The sequence below is a fragment of the Pseudomonas sp. AL 58 genome (genome assembly GCF_036348395.1).
Classification (GTDB): domain Bacteria; phylum Pseudomonadota; class Gammaproteobacteria; order Pseudomonadales; family Pseudomonadaceae; genus Aquipseudomonas; species Aquipseudomonas defluvii.
Genome location: NZ_JAZBQR010000004.1, coordinates 1 through 19,073, shown reverse-complemented (window position 1 = coordinate 19,073; position 19,073 = coordinate 1). Strand labels below are relative to the sequence as shown.

The 19,073-nt window shown below is 60.8% G+C and carries 14 protein-coding genes and 2 pseudogenes; 11 read left to right on the top strand and 5 right to left on the bottom strand.

What is annotated here, in order from left to right:
* The first annotated feature begins 6 nt into the window (after window positions 1-6).
* The 4 genes from dgcA (at window position 7) to etfB (ending at window position 6,195) form a co-directional block, all read left to right on the top strand.
* Window positions 7-2,067 carry a dimethylglycine demethylation protein DgcA gene (dgcA, locus tag UIA24_RS05470; RefSeq protein WP_099776079.1) on the top strand — a complete coding sequence of 687 codons (2,061 nt, stop codon included), beginning with the start codon at window positions 7-9 and terminating at the stop codon, window positions 2,065-2,067.
* 173 nt (window positions 2,068-2,240) lie between these two features.
* A complete protein-coding gene (gene dgcB / locus UIA24_RS05465) occupies window positions 2,241-4,190 on the top strand; it encodes a dimethylglycine demethylation protein DgcB (protein ID WP_330522378.1) in 1,950 nt (649 codons plus the stop codon).
* Entirely contained in the window at window positions 4,190-5,410 is a 1,221-nt protein-coding gene (etfA, locus tag UIA24_RS05460; protein ID WP_330522377.1) for an electron transfer flavoprotein subunit alpha, read from the top strand. Before dgcB ends, etfA begins: the two co-directional genes overlap by 1 nt.
* A gap of 14 nt (window positions 5,411-5,424) precedes the next feature.
* On the top strand, window positions 5,425-6,195 hold the full coding sequence (gene etfB / locus UIA24_RS05455; protein WP_065760205.1) for an electron transfer flavoprotein subunit beta: 771 nt from the start codon (window positions 5,425-5,427) through the stop codon (window positions 6,193-6,195).
* A 699-nt stretch (window positions 6,196-6,894) separates the two neighbouring features.
* Here etfB and gbcA read toward each other — a convergent pair.
* Window positions 6,895-8,187 carry a glycine-betaine demethylase subunit GbcA gene (gbcA, locus tag UIA24_RS05450; protein ID WP_065760204.1) on the bottom strand — a complete coding sequence of 431 codons (1,293 nt, stop codon included), beginning with the start codon at window positions 8,185-8,187 and terminating at the stop codon, window positions 6,895-6,897.
* 283 nt (window positions 8,188-8,470) lie between these two features.
* Here gbcA and gbcB point away from each other — a divergent pair, with 283 nt between their 5' ends.
* A complete protein-coding gene (gene gbcB, locus UIA24_RS05445) occupies window positions 8,471-9,571 on the top strand; it encodes a glycine-betaine demethylase subunit GbcB (protein WP_099776075.1) in 1,101 nt (366 codons plus the stop codon).
* Here gbcB and UIA24_RS05440 read toward each other — a convergent pair.
* Complete coding sequence (locus tag UIA24_RS05440; protein WP_330522376.1) at window positions 9,492-10,424, bottom strand: nitrilase-related carbon-nitrogen hydrolase; 933 nt, start codon at window positions 10,422-10,424, stop codon at window positions 9,492-9,494. The genes gbcB and UIA24_RS05440 overlap by 80 nt on opposite strands.
* Before the next feature lie 178 nt (window positions 10,425-10,602).
* Here UIA24_RS05440 and UIA24_RS05435 point away from each other — a divergent pair, with 178 nt between their 5' ends.
* A complete protein-coding gene (locus UIA24_RS05435; protein ID WP_099776073.1) occupies window positions 10,603-12,513 on the top strand; it encodes a flavin monoamine oxidase family protein in 1,911 nt (636 codons plus the stop codon).
* Here the strand turns inward: UIA24_RS05435 and UIA24_RS23235 are convergent.
* Complete coding sequence (locus tag UIA24_RS23235) at window positions 12,503-13,366, bottom strand: methyl-accepting chemotaxis protein (protein WP_371917198.1); 864 nt, start codon at window positions 13,364-13,366, stop codon at window positions 12,503-12,505. The two genes, UIA24_RS05435 and UIA24_RS23235, sit on opposite strands and share 11 nt — an antisense overlap.
* A pseudogene (locus tag UIA24_RS23230) lies at window positions 13,358-14,113 on the bottom strand (MCP four helix bundle domain-containing protein); the annotation flags it as partial. The pseudogene UIA24_RS23230 and the gene UIA24_RS23235, both read right to left, overlap by 9 nt.
* 291 nt (window positions 14,114-14,404) lie before the next feature.
* Between UIA24_RS23230 and UIA24_RS05425 the strand changes: the two are divergent.
* The 4 genes and pseudogenes from UIA24_RS05425 to UIA24_RS23220 all read left to right on the top strand — a co-directional run bounded on the left by UIA24_RS05425 (window position 14,405) and on the right by UIA24_RS23220 (window position 17,099).
* Window positions 14,405-14,635, top strand: coding sequence for a hypothetical protein (locus UIA24_RS05425; RefSeq protein WP_065760200.1), 231 nt, complete (start codon window positions 14,405-14,407; stop codon window positions 14,633-14,635).
* The gene (locus tag UIA24_RS05420) at window positions 14,632-14,934 is read left to right on the top strand and encodes a cell division protein ZapA (RefSeq protein WP_065760199.1); all 303 of its coding nucleotides are present in this window, start codon (window positions 14,632-14,634) and stop codon (window positions 14,932-14,934) included. Before UIA24_RS05425 ends, UIA24_RS05420 begins: the two co-directional genes overlap by 4 nt.
* A gap of 227 nt (window positions 14,935-15,161) precedes the next feature.
* A pseudogene (locus UIA24_RS23225) lies at window positions 15,162-16,238 on the top strand (HAMP domain-containing protein); the annotation flags it as partial.
* Between the two features lie 123 nt (window positions 16,239-16,361).
* Window positions 16,362-17,099, top strand: a complete 738-nt coding sequence (locus UIA24_RS23220; RefSeq protein WP_407682251.1) for a methyl-accepting chemotaxis protein — start codon at window positions 16,362-16,364, stop codon at window positions 17,097-17,099.
* A 12-nt stretch (window positions 17,100-17,111) separates the two neighbouring features.
* Here the strand turns inward: UIA24_RS23220 and UIA24_RS05410 are convergent, their stop codons facing one another.
* Window positions 17,112-18,152, bottom strand: a complete 1,041-nt coding sequence (locus UIA24_RS05410) for a threonine aldolase family protein (RefSeq protein WP_065760197.1) — start codon at window positions 18,150-18,152, stop codon at window positions 17,112-17,114.
* 295 nt (window positions 18,153-18,447) lie between these two features.
* On the opposite strand from UIA24_RS05410, the gene UIA24_RS05405 reads away from it, so the two are divergent.
* Window positions 18,448-19,073: serine hydroxymethyltransferase (locus UIA24_RS05405; RefSeq protein ID WP_330522372.1), on the top strand; the 626-nt coding region annotated here is incomplete at its 3' end.

Sequence of the window (19,073 nt, the reverse complement as noted above, 5' to 3'; positions counted from 1 at the left end):
CCCGCCATGGCTTTCGAAGCAATGTTCCAGCCGATCCAGATCGGCAAACTGACCATCCGTAACCGCGTACTCAGCACCGCGCACGCCGAGGTTTATGCCACCGACGGCGGCATGACCACCGAACGCTACGTGAAGTACTACGAAGAGAAAGCCAAGGGCGGTATCGGCCTGGCCATTTGTGGTGGCTCCTCGGTGGTGGCCATCGACAGCCCGCAGGGCTGGTGGAAATCGGTCAACCTGGCCACCGACCGGATCATCCCGCATTTCCAGAACCTGGCCGATGCCATGCACAAGCATGGCGCCAAGATCATGATCCAGATTACCCACATGGGCCGCCGCTCGCGCTGGGACGGTGAACACTGGCCAACCCTGATGTCGCCGTCGGGTATCCGTGAGCCGGTACACCGTGCTACCTGCAAAACCATCGAGCCGGAAGAAATCTGGCGGGTGATCGGCAACTATGCCCAGGCCGCGCGCCGGGCTAAAGAAGGTGGCCTGGACGGCGTCGAGCTGTCGGCAGTGCACCAGCACATGATCGACCAGTTCTGGAGCCCACGGGTCAACAAGCGTACCGACGAATGGGGCGGTACATTCGAGAAGCGCATGCGTTTCGGCCTGGAAGTGCTCAAGGCTGTGCGGGCTGAAGTCGGCCCGGACTTCTGCGTCGGCATGCGTATCTGCGGGGATGAGTTCCACCCCGATGGCCTCAGCCATGAAGACATGAAGGAAATCGCCAAGTACTACGATGCCACCGGCATGGTCGATTTCTTTGGTGTGATCGGCTCCGGGTGTGACACCCACAACACCCTGGCCAACGTGATTCCGAACATGAGCTATCCGCCAGAGCCGTTCCTGCACCTGGCGGCGGGTATCAAGGAAGTGGTCAAGGTTCCGGTGCTGCACGCACAGAACATCAAGGACCCGAACCAGGCCACACGCATTCTGGAAGGTGGCTATGTCGACATGGTCGGCATGACCCGTGCGCACATCGCCGACCCGCACCTGATCGCCAAGATCAAGATGGGCCAGGTTGACCAGATCAAGCAATGCGTCGGTGCCAACTACTGCATCGACCGCCAGTACCAAGGCCTGGATGTGCTGTGCATCCAGAACGCCGCGACCTCCCGTGAATACATGGGCGTGCCGCACATCATCGAGAAGTCCACCGGGCCGAAACGCAAGGTGGTGGTGGTTGGTGCAGGCCCCGCCGGGATGGAGGCTGCCCGCGTGGCTGCCGAACGTGGCCATGACGTTACCCTGTTCGAGAAAAAGGACGCCATTGGCGGGCAGATCACGACGGCGTCCAAGGCACCGCAACGTGACCAGATTGCCGGTATCACCCGCTGGTACCAACTGGAGCTGGCGCGGTTGAAGGTTGACCTGCGCTTGGGCACCGCCGCCGACGCGGCGAGCATCCTCGACCTGCGCCCCGATGTGGTCGTGCTGGCCGTGGGCGGGCATCCGTTCCTGGAGCAGAACGAACACTGGGGCGCTGCCGAAGGGCTGGTGGTCAGCAGTTGGGACGTGCTCGACGGCAAGGTTGCGCCGGGCAAGAACGTGCTGGTGTACGACACTATCTGTGAATTCACCGGGATGTCGGTGGCCGACTTCATCGCCGACAAGGGCAGCCAGGTCGAGATCGTCACTGACGACATCAAGCCGGGTGTGGCCATTGGCGGTACGTCGTTCCCGACCTACTACCGCAGCATGTACCCGAAAGAAGTGATCATGACCGGCGACCTCATGCTGGAAAAGGTCTACCGCGAGGGCGACAAGCTGGTGGCGGTGCTGGAGAACGAATACACCGGTGCCAAGGAAGAGCGGGTGGTCGACCAGGTGGTGATCGAGAACGGCGTGCGTCCGGACGAAGCACTCTACTACGCGCTGAAGGAAGGCTCGCGCAACAAGGGTCAGATCGACATCGAAGCCCTGTTCGCGATCCAGCCGCAGCCGATTCTCAGCCAGCCGGGCGAAGGTTACCTGCTCTATCGCATCGGTGACTGTGTCGCTCAGCGCAACACGCACGCAGCAATCTATGACGCCTTGCGCCTGTGCAAGGACTTCTGATCGCTCAGTCGGCACACATCGGCCCCAGTGGGAGCGGGCAAGCTCGCGACAGCGCCAGCACGAACAACACCGTTGTCTGATCTGACGCATTCGCGGGCACGCCCGCTCCCACGGGGCCGGTGCAGGATTCCAAGGGCCTGAACCCCTTGCAACCGCTGTTGTGGGAGCCTCCCATGTTGAACACCCTTCTACCCATCCTGCTGTTCGCTGCCATTGGCCTGGCGGTGCTCGGCGCCTTGCGCCGGGTGCGCATGTGGCGGCGTGGCCGCCCGTCCAAGGTCGACCTGCTCGGCGGTTTGCTGGCCATGCCGCGCCGCTACATGGTCGACCTGCACCATGTGGTCGCGCGTGACAAGTACATGGCCAACACCCACGTGGCGACTGCGGGCGGCTTTGTGCTGGCGGCGGTGCTGGCGATCCTGGTGCACGGTTTTGGCTTGCATAACCGCATTCTCGGCTATGCCTTGCTGCTGGCCACGGTGCTGATGTTTGGCGGTGCGCTGTTCGTCTACAAGCGCCGCCTGAACCCGCCTGCGCGGTTGTCCAAGGGCCCATGGATGCGTCTGCCGAAAAGCCTGCTGGTGTTCGCCGCAAGCTTCTTCCTCGCTACCTTGCCGGTGGCCGGCATTCTGCCGGAGGGCTTTGGCGGCTGGTTGCTGGTAGCCCTGCTCGGTGTCGGTGTGCTCTGGGGTGTGTCCGAGCTGTTTTTCGGCATGACCTGGGGCGGGCCAATGAAACACGCCTTCGCCGGTGCCCTGCACCTGGCCTGGCACCGCCGTGCCGAGCGTTTCGGTGGCGGTCGCTCCACCGGGCTCAAACCGCTGGACCTGGAAGACCGCAACGCGCCATTGGGCGTAGAAAAGCCCAAGGATTTCACCTGGAACCAACTGCTGGGTTTTGACGCCTGCGTGCAGTGCGGCAAGTGTGAAGCGGCCTGCCCGGCGTTTGCCGCGGGCCAGCCATTGAACCCGAAGAAACTGATTCAGGACATGGTCGTCGGCCTGGCCGGTGGTACCGATGCGAAGTTCGCCGGCAGCCCCTATCCGGGCAAGCCGATTGGTGAGCACGGCGGCAACCCGCATCAACCGATCGTCAATGGTCTGGTCGATGCCGAAACTCTTTGGTCGTGCACCACCTGCCGCGCCTGCGTTGAAGAGTGCCCGATGATGATCGAGCACGTCGATGCCATCGTCGACATGCGCCGGCACCTGACACTGGAGAAAGGCGCGACCCCGAACAAGGGCGCCGAAGTGCTGGAAAACCTGATCGCCACCGACAACCCGGGGGGCTTTGCACCGGGCGGGCGGATGAACTGGGCCGCCGACCTGAACCTTGAGGTGTTGGCCGAGAAGAAAACTGCAGACGTGCTGTTCTGGGTCGGTGACGGCGCCTTCGACATGCGCAATCAGCGTACCTTGCGTGCGTTCGTCAAAGTGCTCAAGGCGGCCGCTGTGGACTTCGCCGTGCTCGGCCTGGAAGAGCGTGACAGCGGTGACGTGGCCCGTCGCCTGGGCGACGAGGCGACGTTCCAGGCGCTGGCCAAGCGCAACATTCAGACCCTGGGCAAGTACCGTTTCAAGCGTATCGTCACCTGCGATCCGCACAGCTTCCACGTGCTGAAGAACGAATACGCGGCCTTTGGCGGCGAGTACCTGGTACAGCATCACAGCACCTACATTGCCGAGCTGATTGGCGCCGGCGCGCTCAATCTCGGCCAGCACAAGGGCAGCAGCGTCACCTATCACGACCCGTGCTACCTGGGCCGCTACAACGGCGAGTACGAGGCGCCGCGTGAGGTCTTGCGTGCGCTGGGTATCGAGGTCAAGGAAATGCAGCGTTCGGGCTTCCGGTCCCGTTGCTGTGGCGGTGGCGGCGGTGCGCCGATCACCGACATCCCGGGCAAGCAGCGTATTCCCGACATGCGCATGGAAGATATCCGCGAAACCGGTGCCGAGTTGGTGGCGGTAGGTTGTCCACAATGCACGGCCATGCTCGAAGGGGTGGTTGAGCCACGCCCATTGATCAAGGACCTGGCAGAACTGGTCGCCGATGCCTTGCTTGAAGACGAAGTGCCTGTGAATAAGTCGGCAGCCGCCAAACGTAGCGCTGCGGAGGTGCATTGATGAGCGACATTATTCGCCGCGACCCTCGCGCTGAGTGGATCGCCCGCAACCGCCTGCACCCGTTGCATGCGGCCATGCAGACACAACAAACGACGTGGATGGGCCCGAACGGCCTGATCCGCAAGAACCCTCATGCTGTCGGTTTCATTGGCCCTAACGGCATCAAGCGAATCGACCGCAGTGGCGCCCAGCAGGGCAGCAGCAACAAGCGCAGTGCAGCGGTCGAGGTGCAGCTGCCGCTGCATCAACTGGCCGCGCCTGCCTTCTACATTGCCGTGGTACCGGACATGGTCGGTGGTCGCCTGAGCAGTCACGACCGCGACCTGTTGGGGCTCGCCCGTGGCTTGGCCGGCAGTGACGGTGCGGTACTGGCGGTGCTGTTTGGCGAGCACAAGGAAAGCAAATTCGACACGGCCGGCGTTGACCGCCTGTTGGTGATCGAAGGTGATGCCTTTGACGGTTATGCACCGGAGCAACGGGTCCAGGGCCTGCGCGCTGTGGATAACCAGTTCAACCCACGCCACTGGCTGCTGCCTGACAGTCGCACCGGTGGCGCTGAGTTGGGGCGGCGCTTTGCTGCAGCATTGGGCGAGCGGCCGGCAACCCGCGTCTGGCAAGTCAAGGATGGCCTGTGCAGCGGCCGTGCGGGGGCGGGCCAGCAAGACCTGATTCGTGAGCTGCCGCGGCTGATTCTGGCCTCGGCCGAATGCGCCGAGCCGGTCAGTGAAACCCGCCACGAAGCGCTGCCGGTGACCTTATCCACAGCCGTGGCCCGTAGCCTGGCACGCATCGAAGACCTCGGCCCGGTGGCCGTCGACCCGGCGGCGATTGCCATGGCCGAGGCCGAGTTCATCGTCTCTGGCGGTAATGGTGTCAAGGACTGGGACCTGTTCCACCGCGCTACTGTTGCGCTGGGCGCCACCGAAGGCGCTTCGCGGGTGGCGGTGGACGATGGTTTCATGCCGCGTAACCGTCAGGTCGGTGCGACCGGTACCTGGGTCACGGCGCGGGTTTACCTGGCTGTGGGTATCTCGGGGGCGATCCAGCACCTGCAGGGCATTGGGGCCTGCGACAAGGTGGTGGCGGTCAACCTCGACCCGGGTTGCGACATGATCAAACGGGCCGATCTCTCGGTGATCGGCGACAGCGCAGCGATCCTCAAGGCGCTGATTGCCGCTGTGGATAACTACCGCAACGAAGCCAAGCGCGATGCCGCGTAGAGCAGGGGATAGCTATGAACACTAAGGTCATCAGCCTGGTTTCGATTGGCGCCCACCCGACCTCGGGTCGGGCCAGGCGTGCTGAACAGGATGCCCGTGCAGTCGAATTGGGCTTGCAACTGGCTGGGGATAACTTGCAGGTGCTGCATGCCGGCGACCCGCAGGAGCCGGCACTGCGCAGCTACCTGGGCATGGGGCTGGCGCAACTGGACGTACTCGAACAACCGGCTGGCAGCGATGCGCTCGTTGTTCTGGGCGACTACCTGCGCGATGCCGGAGCACAACTGGTACTGACCGGTAGCCAGGCAGAAACCGGCGAAGGCTCGGGCATGCTGCCGTTCCTCCTGGCCGAGCGCCTGGGCTGGCCGCTGGTGGTGGGGCTGGCTGAGGTGGAATCTATCCACAACGGCGTTGCACAGGTGCTGCAGGCCCTGCCGCGTGGCCAGCGGCGCCGGCTGAAGGTGCGCCTGCCGATGTTGGCCACTGTGGATAACGCTGCGCCCAAACCACGCCAGAGCGCGTTTGGCCCGGCGCGGCGCGGGGTATTGGCGGCACGCCATGTGGCGATCGTTGAAGACACGTTACTCACCGGCGCAGAACTGCAGCCCGCCAAGCCGCGCCCCAAGCGCTTGAAAGTGATCAAGGCCAAGAGTGGTGCCGACCGCATGAAAGCCGCTACCGCCAAGGCCAGCGGCGGCGGTGGCCAGGTACTCAAGGACCTCACTCCGCAAGCGGGTGCCGAGGCCATTCTGAAGCTGTTGATTGAAGAAGGTGTGCTGCGCTGACAGTTGCTCACAAAGTCTGTTGGCGGTTCTGTGGATAAAGTGTTTGCCTATCACTACAGGCCACGTATTACGTGGCCTGTAGTCGTTTGATCAGATTTTGACCAGTCGTACCTGGGGTTTTTCCAGCCTTTCCCCCTGTGAATGAAGCACCGTTCGCACGCATATTGCCCACAATCCTTGTTGGCGCTTCTGTGGATAATCTGTTCGCCCATGGCTGCAGGCCACGGAATACAGGGCGTTCAAGGTTTTGATCAAAAAACATACAAACGCACCCAAAAGCACTGGCGATGATCGGGAAAACGCCGATAAATCGGGGCTTTGCGGGTTTATCCACATGGCTTTTTCAGCCTTGCACAGTTGCGCACAAAGTCTGTTGGCTGCTCTGTGGGTAAGGTGTTCGCCTTCTTCTGCAGGCCACGGTTTTAGAGGCGTTCAGAGGTTTGATCAAAAAGTGATCAATAGGGGGTTGGGTCATTGAACTGGCCGCAGGCTCAGTTTTCCACAGGGGTTGCCCACATTAACTGTGGGTTGCCTTGTGGATAAAGTGTTCGCGAAGTGTCGCAGGCCCTGTGTTTGTTGGGCAACGCGCTGTTTGGTTAGATTTTGTACAGGCAGGATGGCATGGCGCCTGGATCACCGGCAAGGCGCCTACCGAGGTGTAGGAAACGCGCTTGCCGGCGATGGGGGAGGGGGCGACGCTTACTGTGCGGCTACACCCTTGAGGTAGGGGGCCGGTGCGGCACCGAGGTTGTTCAGCATGCGCTCGCTGTACCAGTCGATGAAGTTGACCACGCCAAACTCATAGGTCTTGGAGTACGGCCCTGGTTGGTAGGCCGTGGAGTTGATGCCACGCTGGTTTTCTTCGGCCAGGCGACGGTCCTGGTCGTTGGTGGCGTCCCACACTTCACGCATGCGCTGCGGGTCGTAGTCGACGCCTTCGACGGCGTCCTTGTGTACCAGCCACTTGGTGGTGACCATGGTTTCCTGTGCACTGATCGGCCAGACCGTGAAGACGATCATGTGGTCGCCCATGCAGTGGTTCCAGGAGTGCGGCAGGTGCAGGATGCGCATCGAGCCCAGGTCCGGGTTTTTGATGCGGCCCATCAGCTTCTGGCAGCCTTGCTTGCCGTCCATGGTCATCGATACGGTGCCTTTGAGCAGCGGCATGCGCACAATACGGTTACGCAGGCCGAAGCTGGCGTGGGCATACGGAATCTGCTCGGCATCCCAGGCTGCGGCAGAGGCGGCAACGTGGTCCTTGAAGGCCTGGTCGGCGCGTGGATCGGTGACGTCGTCCCATTCCAGGAGCGTTTTGAGCAGTTCAGGGTGCGAACCGTTGCAGTGGTAGCACTCGCGGTTGTTTTCCAGCACCAGCTTCCAGTTGGCCTTTTCCATCAAGGTGGTTTGCACCGCCACCTTGGTGTTCTCCATGTCGTAAGGCTCCATGTAATGGGCCAGGGTGGAGAGGAAGTCGTCGATGGCCGGTGGGTGCTCCGCCAGGCTGACGAAGATGTAGCCGCCGGCGGTTTTCACATGCACAGGCTTCAGGCCGTATTGCTTCATGTCGAAGTCGGCGCCCATTTCGGTACCGGCGAACAGCAGGCGACCGTCCAGTTCGTACGTCCACTGGTGGTAAGGGCACACCAGTTTGGCCACTTTGCCTTTGTCGCTGGTGCACAGGCGCGAGCCACGGTGACGGCAGACGTTATGGAAGGCATGTACCTGACCTTCGGCACCCCGTACCACCATGATCGGGTTCTTGCCGATCTCCAGGGTGAGGAAGTTGCCCTTGGCCGGGATTTCACACGTCATGCCGGCGATCAGCCATTCCTTGTGGAAGATCTCCTGCATGTCGATCTGGAACAGGCGCTCGTCGTTGTAGAACGGTTGGGGCAGCGAGAAGGTCCGCTCGCGGTTCTGCAGCATGTCGGCAGTTGCCTTGCGTGCAGGTTCCAGTGGATCGCCCAGGCTCAGGGTTGCGGTGACGTCCATCGTGTAGGTCCTCATGGCCAAGCGTGTGGCCGGTGGAAGTGGCTAATCGTTGTTATGGCGACGCAAGGCTGAAGCAGCAGCATTCTTTGAGGTGGAGTGTGCGTTCGCCGCCGACATGAACCATATCCCTGGACGACATGGTCGAATCCGTTTCCGACGCGCCAGCCCTTGTCGGTGGGGGCTGGTCGCGATAAGCACGTCAATGTCGCGGATAGGAATGTGCGCCGGTTGCAGCTTGAGCAGAATCACTACCATCAGGCCACAGTCGGCCGTGGAGATGAGCATGTCCAATCCCTTTCTCAATCCGGTGACTACCCAGACCTGGGCCAACGGCCGCCATATCGTCCGTTGCGTCAAGGTGATCCAGGAAACCTGGGATGTGCGCACCTTTTGTTTCATGGCCGACCAGCCGATCATGTTCTTCTTCAAGCCCGGGCAATTCGTCACCCTGGAGCTGGAAATCGAAGGGCAGCCGATCATGCGCTCCTACACCATTTCCAGCTCGCCCTCGGTGCCCTACAGCTTTTCCGTGACCATCAAGCGGGTGCCGGGCGGCAAGGTGTCGAACTGGCTGCACGACACCCTGCACGAAGGTCAGGAGCTGGCGGTGCATGGGCCGGTCGGCTTGTTCAATGCAATTGATTTCCCCAGCCCCAAAGTGCTCTACCTCAGCGGTGGCGTGGGCATCACCCCGGTAATGTCGATGGCCCGCTGGTTCTACGACACCAACGGCAATGTCGACATGGTGTTTGTCCACAGCGCCCGCTCGCCGAAAGACATCATCTACCACCGCGAACTGGAGCAGATGGCCTCGCGGATCGACAACTTCAGCCTGCATATCATTTGCGAGAAGCACGGCCTGGGCGAACCTTGGGCGGGTTACCGGGGTTACCTGAACCACAAACTGCTGGAACTGATCGCCCCGGACTTCATGGAGCGGGAGATCTTCTGCTGCGGCCCGACCCCTTACATGAACGCGGTCAAGCGCTTGCTTGAAGCCAGCGGCTACGACATGCGTCGTTACCATGAGGAGTCATTTGGCGCGACCCCGGCCGAGGTCAAGGCCGATGCTGTGGAACACGCCGAACAGGCCGCCGAAGCGGCCGAGGTGGACAACGCCGACCTGCATCAGGTGGAGTTCACCGCCACGGGCAAGAGCATTCGTGTCGCGCCCGGCGAGACGGTTCATGCGGCGGCGGCCAAGCTCGGCCTGATGATCCCCAAGGCCTGCGGCATGGGCATCTGCGGTACCTGCAAGGTGCTCAAGCTGGGCGGCGAAGTGGAGATGGAGCACAACGGCGGTATCACCGATGATGACGTGGCCGAGGGTTACATTCTGTCGTGCTGCAGTGTGCCGAAGGGAGATGTACGTATCGAGTACTAGCACACAGCCCGGAGTAGAGCGCAGGCCGTCGGTCCTCAAGGACATGGTTGTAATCGCTGATCCACTTATCGTCGGCCTTGCTCAGCTCCAGGCGTGCTGTCAGCACGTGCTCCACCGGATTGCTGATGGCGCCCTCTACTGGGTAGCCGTCGACATCGATAATGCTTGAGCCGCCAACCCAGTCGACCCCGCGCTCCTCGCCGCAACGGTCACAGACGGCAAGGAACAGATGATTGATCGCGGCATTGGCCTGTGCTCTTACGATTTCTGCCGGTCGTTCGGTTTCCGGGCGCGGCAAATCTGGCCAGTTAACCGGTACGCAGAGCAACTGGGTGTTTTGCATGGCTGTCAGCCGAACCCACTCGGGAAGTTCCTGGTCGTAGCAGATCATCACCGCAATGCGTCCGAATACGGTATCGACCACCGGTGGCTGCTCGGTGCCGGGTGTGAAAATCAGTGTTTCCTTGTTCCATAAATGGGCTTTGCGATACGCCGTGATACGGCCGTCGGGTTCGATCAACACTGCGCTGTTGGCCACTTCGGTTGACGACAAGCGCTCGCAGATCCCAGCGACAACCACAATCCCACGGGCCTCTGCCAGGGCCCGCCAGCCTTGTACCGTCGGGCCATCAAGGTCCTCGGCGACGCTCAAGGCCTCGGCCTTGTCATTGAAGACATAGCCGCTTTGCGCCAACTCCGGCAGCACCACCACCTGTGCGCCGAGGTCAGCGGCCCTGGCGATTGCGGCGTTTGAAACCTGTCGGTTATGAGTGACATTGGCAACGATGGGCGCGATCTGAGCGCAGGCAACAGTAATAGGCTCAAGTTGTTTAAATGAATGTTTAATCGTCATGGACTATCTCCTGCCGGGTGCTGCTAGAGTGAACACTTCCATGACGGCGTCAACTGGTATTTCTGGTAGTCTAGTAGTGGCACTATTAATGTCTAATCAGTATTTCATTGTGGTAGTGGGCGTGTGATTTAGTTCAGCAGGCTTTTGTTGAATGATCACTGTTGAGGAGTCGCCCGCTATGTCTGCAATTCCCTCGCGTACCCGCAGAACACAATCAAAACGCCTTCAGGCAAACGAAGTGCGTGCCTTGATCCCGGACTTTCCCTTCGACTACGGTGAGTACCTGGCACAGGCCGGCCAACAGCCACTGGGCAGTATTGCTCCGAGCCACTATGGCAAGCAGGTACTGGTGGTGGGGGCCGGCATCGCTGGGCTGACAGCCGCCTACGAGGCGCTGCGCATGGGCCTGCACCCAGTGGTGGTAGACGCCAGTGGTCGCGTGGGTGGGCGCCTCTATTCGAAAGTGGTGGGCACGGAAAACAACGAGAGTAGTGTGATCTGTGAGTTGGGCGCCATGCGTTTTCCGCTGTCGGGGAAGGCGCTTTATCATTATTTCGAAAAAGTGGGCATGGCCGACAACAGTACCGAATTTCCCAACCCGGGTACTGTGGCTGCAGTCAGTACGGTGGTCGATTATCAGGGCGAGAAGGTTTACTACGAAGAAGGTACAAACAACTTCCCGAGGCCTCCAGCGTATACGAACTTAGAAGATAAGTTTTTCGATGTTTTTCTGCAGCAAGAGCCTATTCGCTTTGGCGAAATGGAACAGGCAATGTCTACGGGTACGATCAATCAGAGCCTGATCAAGTCGATCTGGAATACTGTTTTGGAAAATGGCTGGGATAACCTCAGTTTCCACGCGGCCATGGTCGAGCAAGCCAAATGGACCCCCGAGGAGATCAACCTGTTTGGCCAGATCGGTTTCGGTACGGGCGGGTGGAACACCGACTACCCCAACAGTTTTCTGGAAGTATTGCGGGTGTTGTACACCGGGCTCGATACCAATCATCGGCTCATGTATGACGGTGCTTCGACGTTACCGACACGGCTATGGAACACCTCGCCAAGCACCTTTGGTGATGCGATGGTGCATTGGGCCGCAGGCACTACGGTTGAGGGGCGGTCTAAAGCCGTGTTCGCCAACCCGTTGCAACAGGAGGTACGGCATATCGTCCGCCAGGCGGATGATCAGTTTCGGGTTTACTTCCATGACCTGGTTACCGGGCAGGAACAGTCCCTGGAGTTTTCCAGCGTTATCTATACACCCCATGTGCGTATCCTCGACAAATTGCGCTACATGGGCGGCCCACAGCTGTTCGCGGATATGAACACGTTGCTGAGCAAAGCCCAGTGGGAAGCGGTGATGTATACCCACTACATGCAGTCGGCGAAGATCTTTGCGGGTACCCAGGAAGCGTTCTGGAAGACGCGTGGCGAAGACGGTAAACAGTTGATGAGTATTACCTTGTCCGACCGGCTGACCCGTGGCACCTACCTGGTGGACTATGGCCAGAGCACCGGTACCTACAAGGGCAGTGGGATGTTCCTCTCGTACACCTGGAACGATGACAGCCTGAAATTTCTGGGTGACCTCGCTGCACCGGTGTCTGGGCATGTCGAGCTGTGCACGACACTACTGGATGTGGTGTATCCGGGGTTGAACGTGGCATCCAGGTTTGCCACGCAGGACCCTTTCGTCGAGTTGAACTGGGAAGATCAGCCGCACTTTCTCGGTGCCTTCAAGATGAACCTGCCAGGGCAGTACGAGTATCAGCGCCTGTTGTTCAGCCAGTTCATGCAGGGTGTCGGTGGTGCCAACCCCTATGGCTTTATCCTCGCCGGGGATGATGTGTCGTGGACTGGCGGTTGGGCGGAGGGCGCGGTGACCACCGCCTTGAATGCGGTGGACAAGTTGGCGGCCAAGTACGGAGGGAGTAGCGCCAACGGCCCCATTAGCCAATGGGAAGCGCTCAAGCCCATTGAGCTTACCGCCGGGCCGAAGCTTACCGCCGAGCCCAGGAAAACACCGCCTCATGAGTCCGCCCCTCACAACCGCGGCAGACTCATGAAGGAGCAGGTTAAACGCTGAAACGGGCGACCAGGCTGTTCAGGTCGACTGCCAGGCGTGACAGTTCGGCACTGGCTGCGCTGGTCTGGTGGGCTCCGGTGGCCGACTGCACCGACAGGTCATTGATGTTGACCAGGTTGCGGTCGACCTCGCGGGCCACCTGCGCCTGTTCTTCGGCGGCGCTGGCGATCACCAGGTTGCGTTCGTTGATCTGTGCCACGGCACCGGTGATGGTGTCCAGGGCCAGGCCTGCACCACGGGCGATGTTCAGGGTCGACTCGGCGCGCTCGGTGCTGTTGCGCATCGAGTTGACCGCTTGCTCGGTACCGCCCTGAATGCTGCCGATCATGCGTTCGATTTCGCTGGTCGACTGCTGGGTGCGGTGCGCCAGGGCGCGCACTTCGTCTGCAACCACGGCAAAGCCACGGCCAGCCTCGCCGGCCCGCGCGGCCTCGATGGCGGCGTTCAGGGCCAGCAGGTTGGTCTGGTCGGCCAGGCCACGAATCACGTCCAACACTTTGCCGATGTCTCGTGATTCCTCTGCCAGGTTGCTGACCAACTCGGCAGTGCCCTGTACATCAGCGCTCATGCGCTCGATGGCACTGACGGTCTCCATCACCAGATCACGGCCATCGCCGGCCGAGCGGGTGGCGTCCTTCGATGCTTCCGAGGTGCTGACGGCGTTGCGCGCCACTTCTTCCACCGCGCTGGTCATCTCGGTGACTGCCGTGGCCGCTTGCTCGATTTCGTTGTTCTGCTGTTGCAGGCCACGGGCGCTTTCTTCGGTGACGCTGTTCAGTTCTTCGGCTGCCGACGCCAGTTGGTTCGCTGAGCCGGAGATCTGGTGCAGTGTGTCACGCAGTTTGTTCTGCATCTTGGCCATGGCCTGCAGCAGGCGCGCGGCCTCATCCCGGCCTTGGGTCTGGATCGGTCGGGTCAGGTTGCCTTCGGCGATCTGTTCGGCGGCTTGCAGGGCATCGTTGATCGGCTTGACGATGCTTCGGGTCAGCAGCAAGGCGCAGACGAAGGTCAGTACGGTCGCGACCACCAGCAGCGCGATGACCAGGGTGAATGCCGTGGAGTACTGTTCGGCGGCCACCTGGTTAGTGTTGCGGGTTTGCTCTGTGTTGATCTTTACCAGATTTTCCATGAGCGTGTTGATCTGCTCGGAGTTGTCCAGCAACTCGCGGTTCAGCAGGGTGCGCAGTTCGTCCAGCTGGCCGGACTGGGCGTGGTTCTTCATGCGCGCTTCCAGTTGACGGTACTGGCTTAGCAACTGCACGTACTGGTTGTAGGTTGCGCGTTCGTTCTGATCGGCGATCAGCGGCTCGTAGGTTTTACGCACCTCATCAATCTGCGCGTTGCGCTTGTCCATCAGCGCCAGCGTGTCGCGTAGCTCTGCGGGCTCGCGGTTAACCAGCAAGCGATAAGCCAGGCTGCGCAGGCGCAGGGTGAGTTGGTTGAGCTCGCCCAGGTTCTTGATGCTGGGGATGCTGTTTTGCTCAATGACCACACCTGCCTGGCGGATCACACTCATCTGGTTGAGCGCGAAAATACCGAGCGCCAGCATCAGCGCACCGATCAAGGCAAAACCCAGCAGTGCGCGCGGCGCGATGTTCATATTGCGTAGGGACATGGTCGTTATCCGAAGGAGAAAGGGCACGCGATCCATGCGACGCATTTTGACGTACTCTGCCTATCGGTCGAATCGGACAAGACTTGAGGCACTTCGGCCGAAAGTAACGCTTGTGAATGAAATTTCATCTGGGCAATGGTGGGGTTGCCAGGGAACCGAGTTGTCCAATGTGTGTCAATCAACATCAAAGCGGGGCCTCTGGCCCAATATCCCTGGCGAGTGCGGTGAGTTTTCTTTATCGTGTGCGCCCCCTGCAAAAACCCCCGAGAAGGCATTATGTTGGAAACTTCCCTGAGTCAATTGGAACAACTGGTCAACGACCTGGTACAGAAGAATCAGGAACTGGCTGAGCGCACTGCCAAGCTGGAAGCCGAACTGGTTCATGCCAAGGATGAAAACGACAGCCTGCAACTGAGCCTGCTGGAGCAGGAAGAGAAGCAGGGCGCTACGGCCGCGCGTATCCAGGCGCTGGTTGAGCGTGCCGGTGGTGGCGCAGTCAACGCATGAAAACGACCGCGCAGTCGATCAATGTTATCTCGATCCTGGGCACCGATTATTCGATCAAGGCACCGGAAGGCGAAGAGCAGACCTTGCTCAAGGCGGTGCAAATGCTCAAGGCTTCGTTGGGTGACACCAAACGCAAGTACCCAGCCCTGATTGGCGACAAGCTGTTGGTGCTGGCGGCGCTGAACCTGTGCTCGCAGCAGATCGAACTGCAGCACAAGCATCAGGAAGCCCTCGACCGTTATCAAGAGCAAGTCAACGCCACGGTCGACGTCATCGCCCGGACTATCGGCAACAACTGATCGCCCATTCCTCCGACGTACTGCGCGCCTGAGCGCGCCGGCTTTGCCGGCGCTGGGCGCGTAGTGACCTGCAACGCGTTCTAGCCCCCGTCCTGAGCCCTTTACATAAGCAAAACCGACACCTGCTCGGTTGGGTATTGTCTCGCGCTAATGGAATAATTGGATACCAAAGTGTATACAGTTGACCTGCCTGTTGCAGTACAGGGTCATTTGCTCGGGGGAATTCCATGCAGTTCTGGCGGCGCAGTATTCAGTGGAAGTTGATTGCAAGCATGGGTGCGGCCTTGTTGGCGAGCATTCTGGTGGTGGTCGCGATCTATACGCTGGCGGTTAACCGGCTGACGGAGCGTTATCTGGTCGAGACGGCACTGCCGGCGAGCATCGAGGCGATTCGTAACGACATCGAGCGGATGCTCGGACAGCCGCTGACGGCGGCGGCGGACATCGCCAGCAATACCTTGCTGCGTGACTGGCTGGCCGAGGGCGAGGACGTCAGCCAACGTGCGCACTTTACCGAGTACCTGGATGCACTGCGCCAGCGCAACAACGCGTTCACGGCACTGTTTGCCTCCACGGTCTCCAATCATTACTACAACGAGAAGGGCCTGGACCGTACCCTGCGCCGCGACAACCCGGCCGATAGCTGGTTCTTCCGCTTCATCGACAGTGGTGATGAACGGATGCTCAACATTGACGTCGATGGCAGCTCCGGTGAAGTGGCGTTGTTTATCGACTACCGGGTAGAGAAGGACGGCAAACTGGTCGGCATTGCCGGGCTGGGCCTGCGTTTGCATGAGCTGTCCGAGTTGATCCACAACTTCAGTTTCGGGGCGCGAGGACGGGTGTTCCTGGTGCGTGGCGATGGCTTGATCCAGGTGCATCCACAGGCCGAGTTCAGCGGTAAACGCCAACTCAGTGAGCAGTTGGGTGAAGCGGCGGCGAAAACCGCCTTGGTGCGGCAGGAGCGGGTGGTCAGTACGCGTTTTCAGCGTGATGGCGAAACCTTCCTGGCGCTCAGCCTGCCGCTGCGCGACCTGAACTGGACGCTGGTGGCGGAAGTGCCCGAGTCGCAAATTTATGCCCAGGTGCATGAGACGGTCTGGTTGACCAGCCTGATCGGCCTGGCCGTGGCGCTGTTGTCACTGCTGCTGGTGGTCTGGCTGGCGCGTGGGCTGGTCAAGCCGATCCGCCAGGTAACCGCTGCTCTGGTGGCCATCGGCAGTGGCGGTGGCGACCTCAGCCGTCGGCTGGATGAGGGCCGTAGCGATGAGTTGGGTGATCTGGCGCGTGGCTTCAACCGCTTTATCGACAGCCAGCGAGAACTGATCGGCCAAGTGCTGGGCACCACTGAGCGTTTGCACCGTGCGGTGGAACAGGTGACTCAGGTCGTGGACAACACCGCTGATCGCTCTGTGCGGCAGCAGGAAATGACCGAAACGGTTGCCACAGCGGTACATGAGATGGGCCTGACCGTGCAGGACATTGCGCAAAATGCCGGTAATGCGGCCCAGGCATCGCAGGCTGCCCGCAATGAAGCCGAACACGCCCGTGAGGTGGTGCAGCGCTCGATTAGCCAGATTGAAGGCATGTCCAACGACATCGGCTCGGCTGCCGGTGCGGTTGGCGAGTTGGCTGCAGAAGTCGCCTCGATCGACGAGGTATTGGCGGTGATCCGCAGTATTTCCGAACAGACTAATCTATTGGCGCTGAATGCGGCCATCGAAGCGGCGCGGGCCGGGGAAATGGGCCGTGGTTTCGCCGTGGTGGCTGATGAAGTGCGCACATTGGCCCAGCGTACCCAGGTGTCCACGGGTGAAATCCAGCAGATGATTCAACGGCTCAAGCAGGGCACGGGCAATGCCGTGGCCTCAATGCAGGCTGGGCAGGTGGCAACCGGTGCCGGTGTGGCGTCGAGCCAGCGCACCGGCGCATCGCTGGGGACCATTACGGATCAGGTGGAGCATATCAGTGACATGAACCACCAGGTCGCCACGGCGACTGAGCAGCAGTCGGCAGTGACCGAGGAGATCAACCGCACGGTGCAGGGTATCTCAGACCTGGCCCGGCAAACCGCCGCAGAAGTGCGCGGTTGCCGGGACGAGTGTCAGGCCCTGCGCGAGCTAGCTGACGACCTGGCGCGGCAGATGGGCGGGTTTCGCCTGTAGCCGCTGATGGTGTCAGGCGCTCATCACGGCGCGGATATCTGCCGCCAGTTCGCGTACCCGGGCTTCCTCGGTGTCCCAGGAGCACATGAACCGGGCGCCGCCGCTGCCGATGAAGGTGTAAAAACGCCAGCCCTTGTTGCGCAATGCTTCCAGGGCGGGTTCCGACATTTGCAGGAATACACCGTTGGCCTCCACCGGGAACATCAGTTCAACGCCGGGGATGTCCGCGACCAGCGAGCTGAGCAATTGTGCGCAGTGGTTGGCATGGGCGGCGTGGCGCAGCCAGGCGCCGTCCTCCAGCAGGCCGACCCAGGGGGCGGAGAGGAAGCGCATTTTCGACGCCAGTTGCCCGGCCTGCTTGCAACGGTAGTCGAAGTCCTCGGCCAGTTTGCGGTTGAAGAACAGGATCGCCTCACCCACCGCCATGCCGTTTTTGGTGCCGCCAAAGCACAGCACGTCGATACCGGCCTTCCAGGTCAGCTCGGCCGGGGTGCAGCCGAGGAAGGCGCAGGCGTTGCTGAAACGAGCACCGTCCATGTGCAGGTTCAGGCCCAGTTCCTTGCAGGTGGCGCTGATCGCCTTGAGTTCATCCGGGCGGTAGACGCTGCCCACCTCGGTAGCCTGGGTGATGGTCACTACCCGGGGTTTTGGGTAGTGGATGTCCTGGCGCTTGAGCGCGACTTCGCGGATCGAGGCCGGGGTCAGCTTGCCGCCTTCGCTGCGGGCGGTCAGCAGCTTGGAGCCGTTGGAGAAAAACTCCGGCGCGCCGCATTCGTCGGTTTCGACGTGGGCGGTCTCCGAGCAGATCACGCTGTGGTAGCTCTGGCACAACGACGACAGCGCCAGCGAGTTGGCGGCGGTGCCGTTGAAGGCAAAGAACACTTCGCAGTCGGTTTCAAACAGCTTGCGAAAGTGATCGGCTGCCCGTGCGGTCCATTGGTCGTCGCCATAGGCACGTTCGTGGCCGTGGTTGGCCTTTTCCATGGCGGCCCAGGCTTCGGGGCAGATACCGGAATAGTTGTCGCTGGCGAATTGTTGGCTTTGATCGGTCATGGTTCTGTCCTGAAAACGACGCAGGCAAGCACTCTAAACCAAGATTCGGTGAAGTGTCTGCTGCTGTATGGCCAGCGGCCCTGCAAGCGATGGGGCTATCTGCTGTAAGGTTTTTCGCGGGTTTTATCCTGCCTGTCGGGCTGACGCTCACGAGGTTATGTCGTAAACGCACCTTTGCGTGGCGCCCATAGGCATCTGGGCTGTCTGCGTCGGTCATACCATCGAATCCAAAGGGCGCTGTCCATGTCATGCCGCCCACCTAATGAAAGCCCATGCCGCTGCCGGGAGAGATGCGATGTTCAGCAAGCAAGACCAGATCCAGGGTTATGACGATGCACTGCTGGCGGCGATGAATGCCGAAGAGCAGCGTCAGGAAGATCACATCGAACTGATCGCCTCGGAGAACTACACCAGCAAGCGCGTGATGCAGGCCCAGGGCAGCGGCCTGACCAACAAGTACGCCGAAGGCTATCCGGGCAAGCGTTACTACGGCGGTTGTGAGCACGTGGACAAGGTCGAGCAACTGGCGATTGACCGTGCCAAGCAACTGTTCGGTGCCGACTACGCCAACGTTCAGCCGCACTCCGGCAGCCAGGCCAACGCGGCGGTGTTCCTCGCCCTGCTGCAGGCCGGTGACACGGTGTTGGGCATGAGCCTGGCCCACGGCGGCCACCTGACCCACGGCGCCAAGGTCAGTTTCTCCGGCAAGCTCTACAACGCGGTGCAATACGGCATCGACACCACCACCGGCCTGATCGACTACGACGAAGTCGAGCGCCTGGCGTTGGAACACAAGCCGAAAATGATCATCGCCGGTTTTTCGGCCTACTCGAAAACCCTCGACTTCCCACGCTTCCGTCAGATCGCTGACAAAGTGGGCGCTTACCTGTTCGTCGACATGGCGCACGTGGCCGGCCTGGT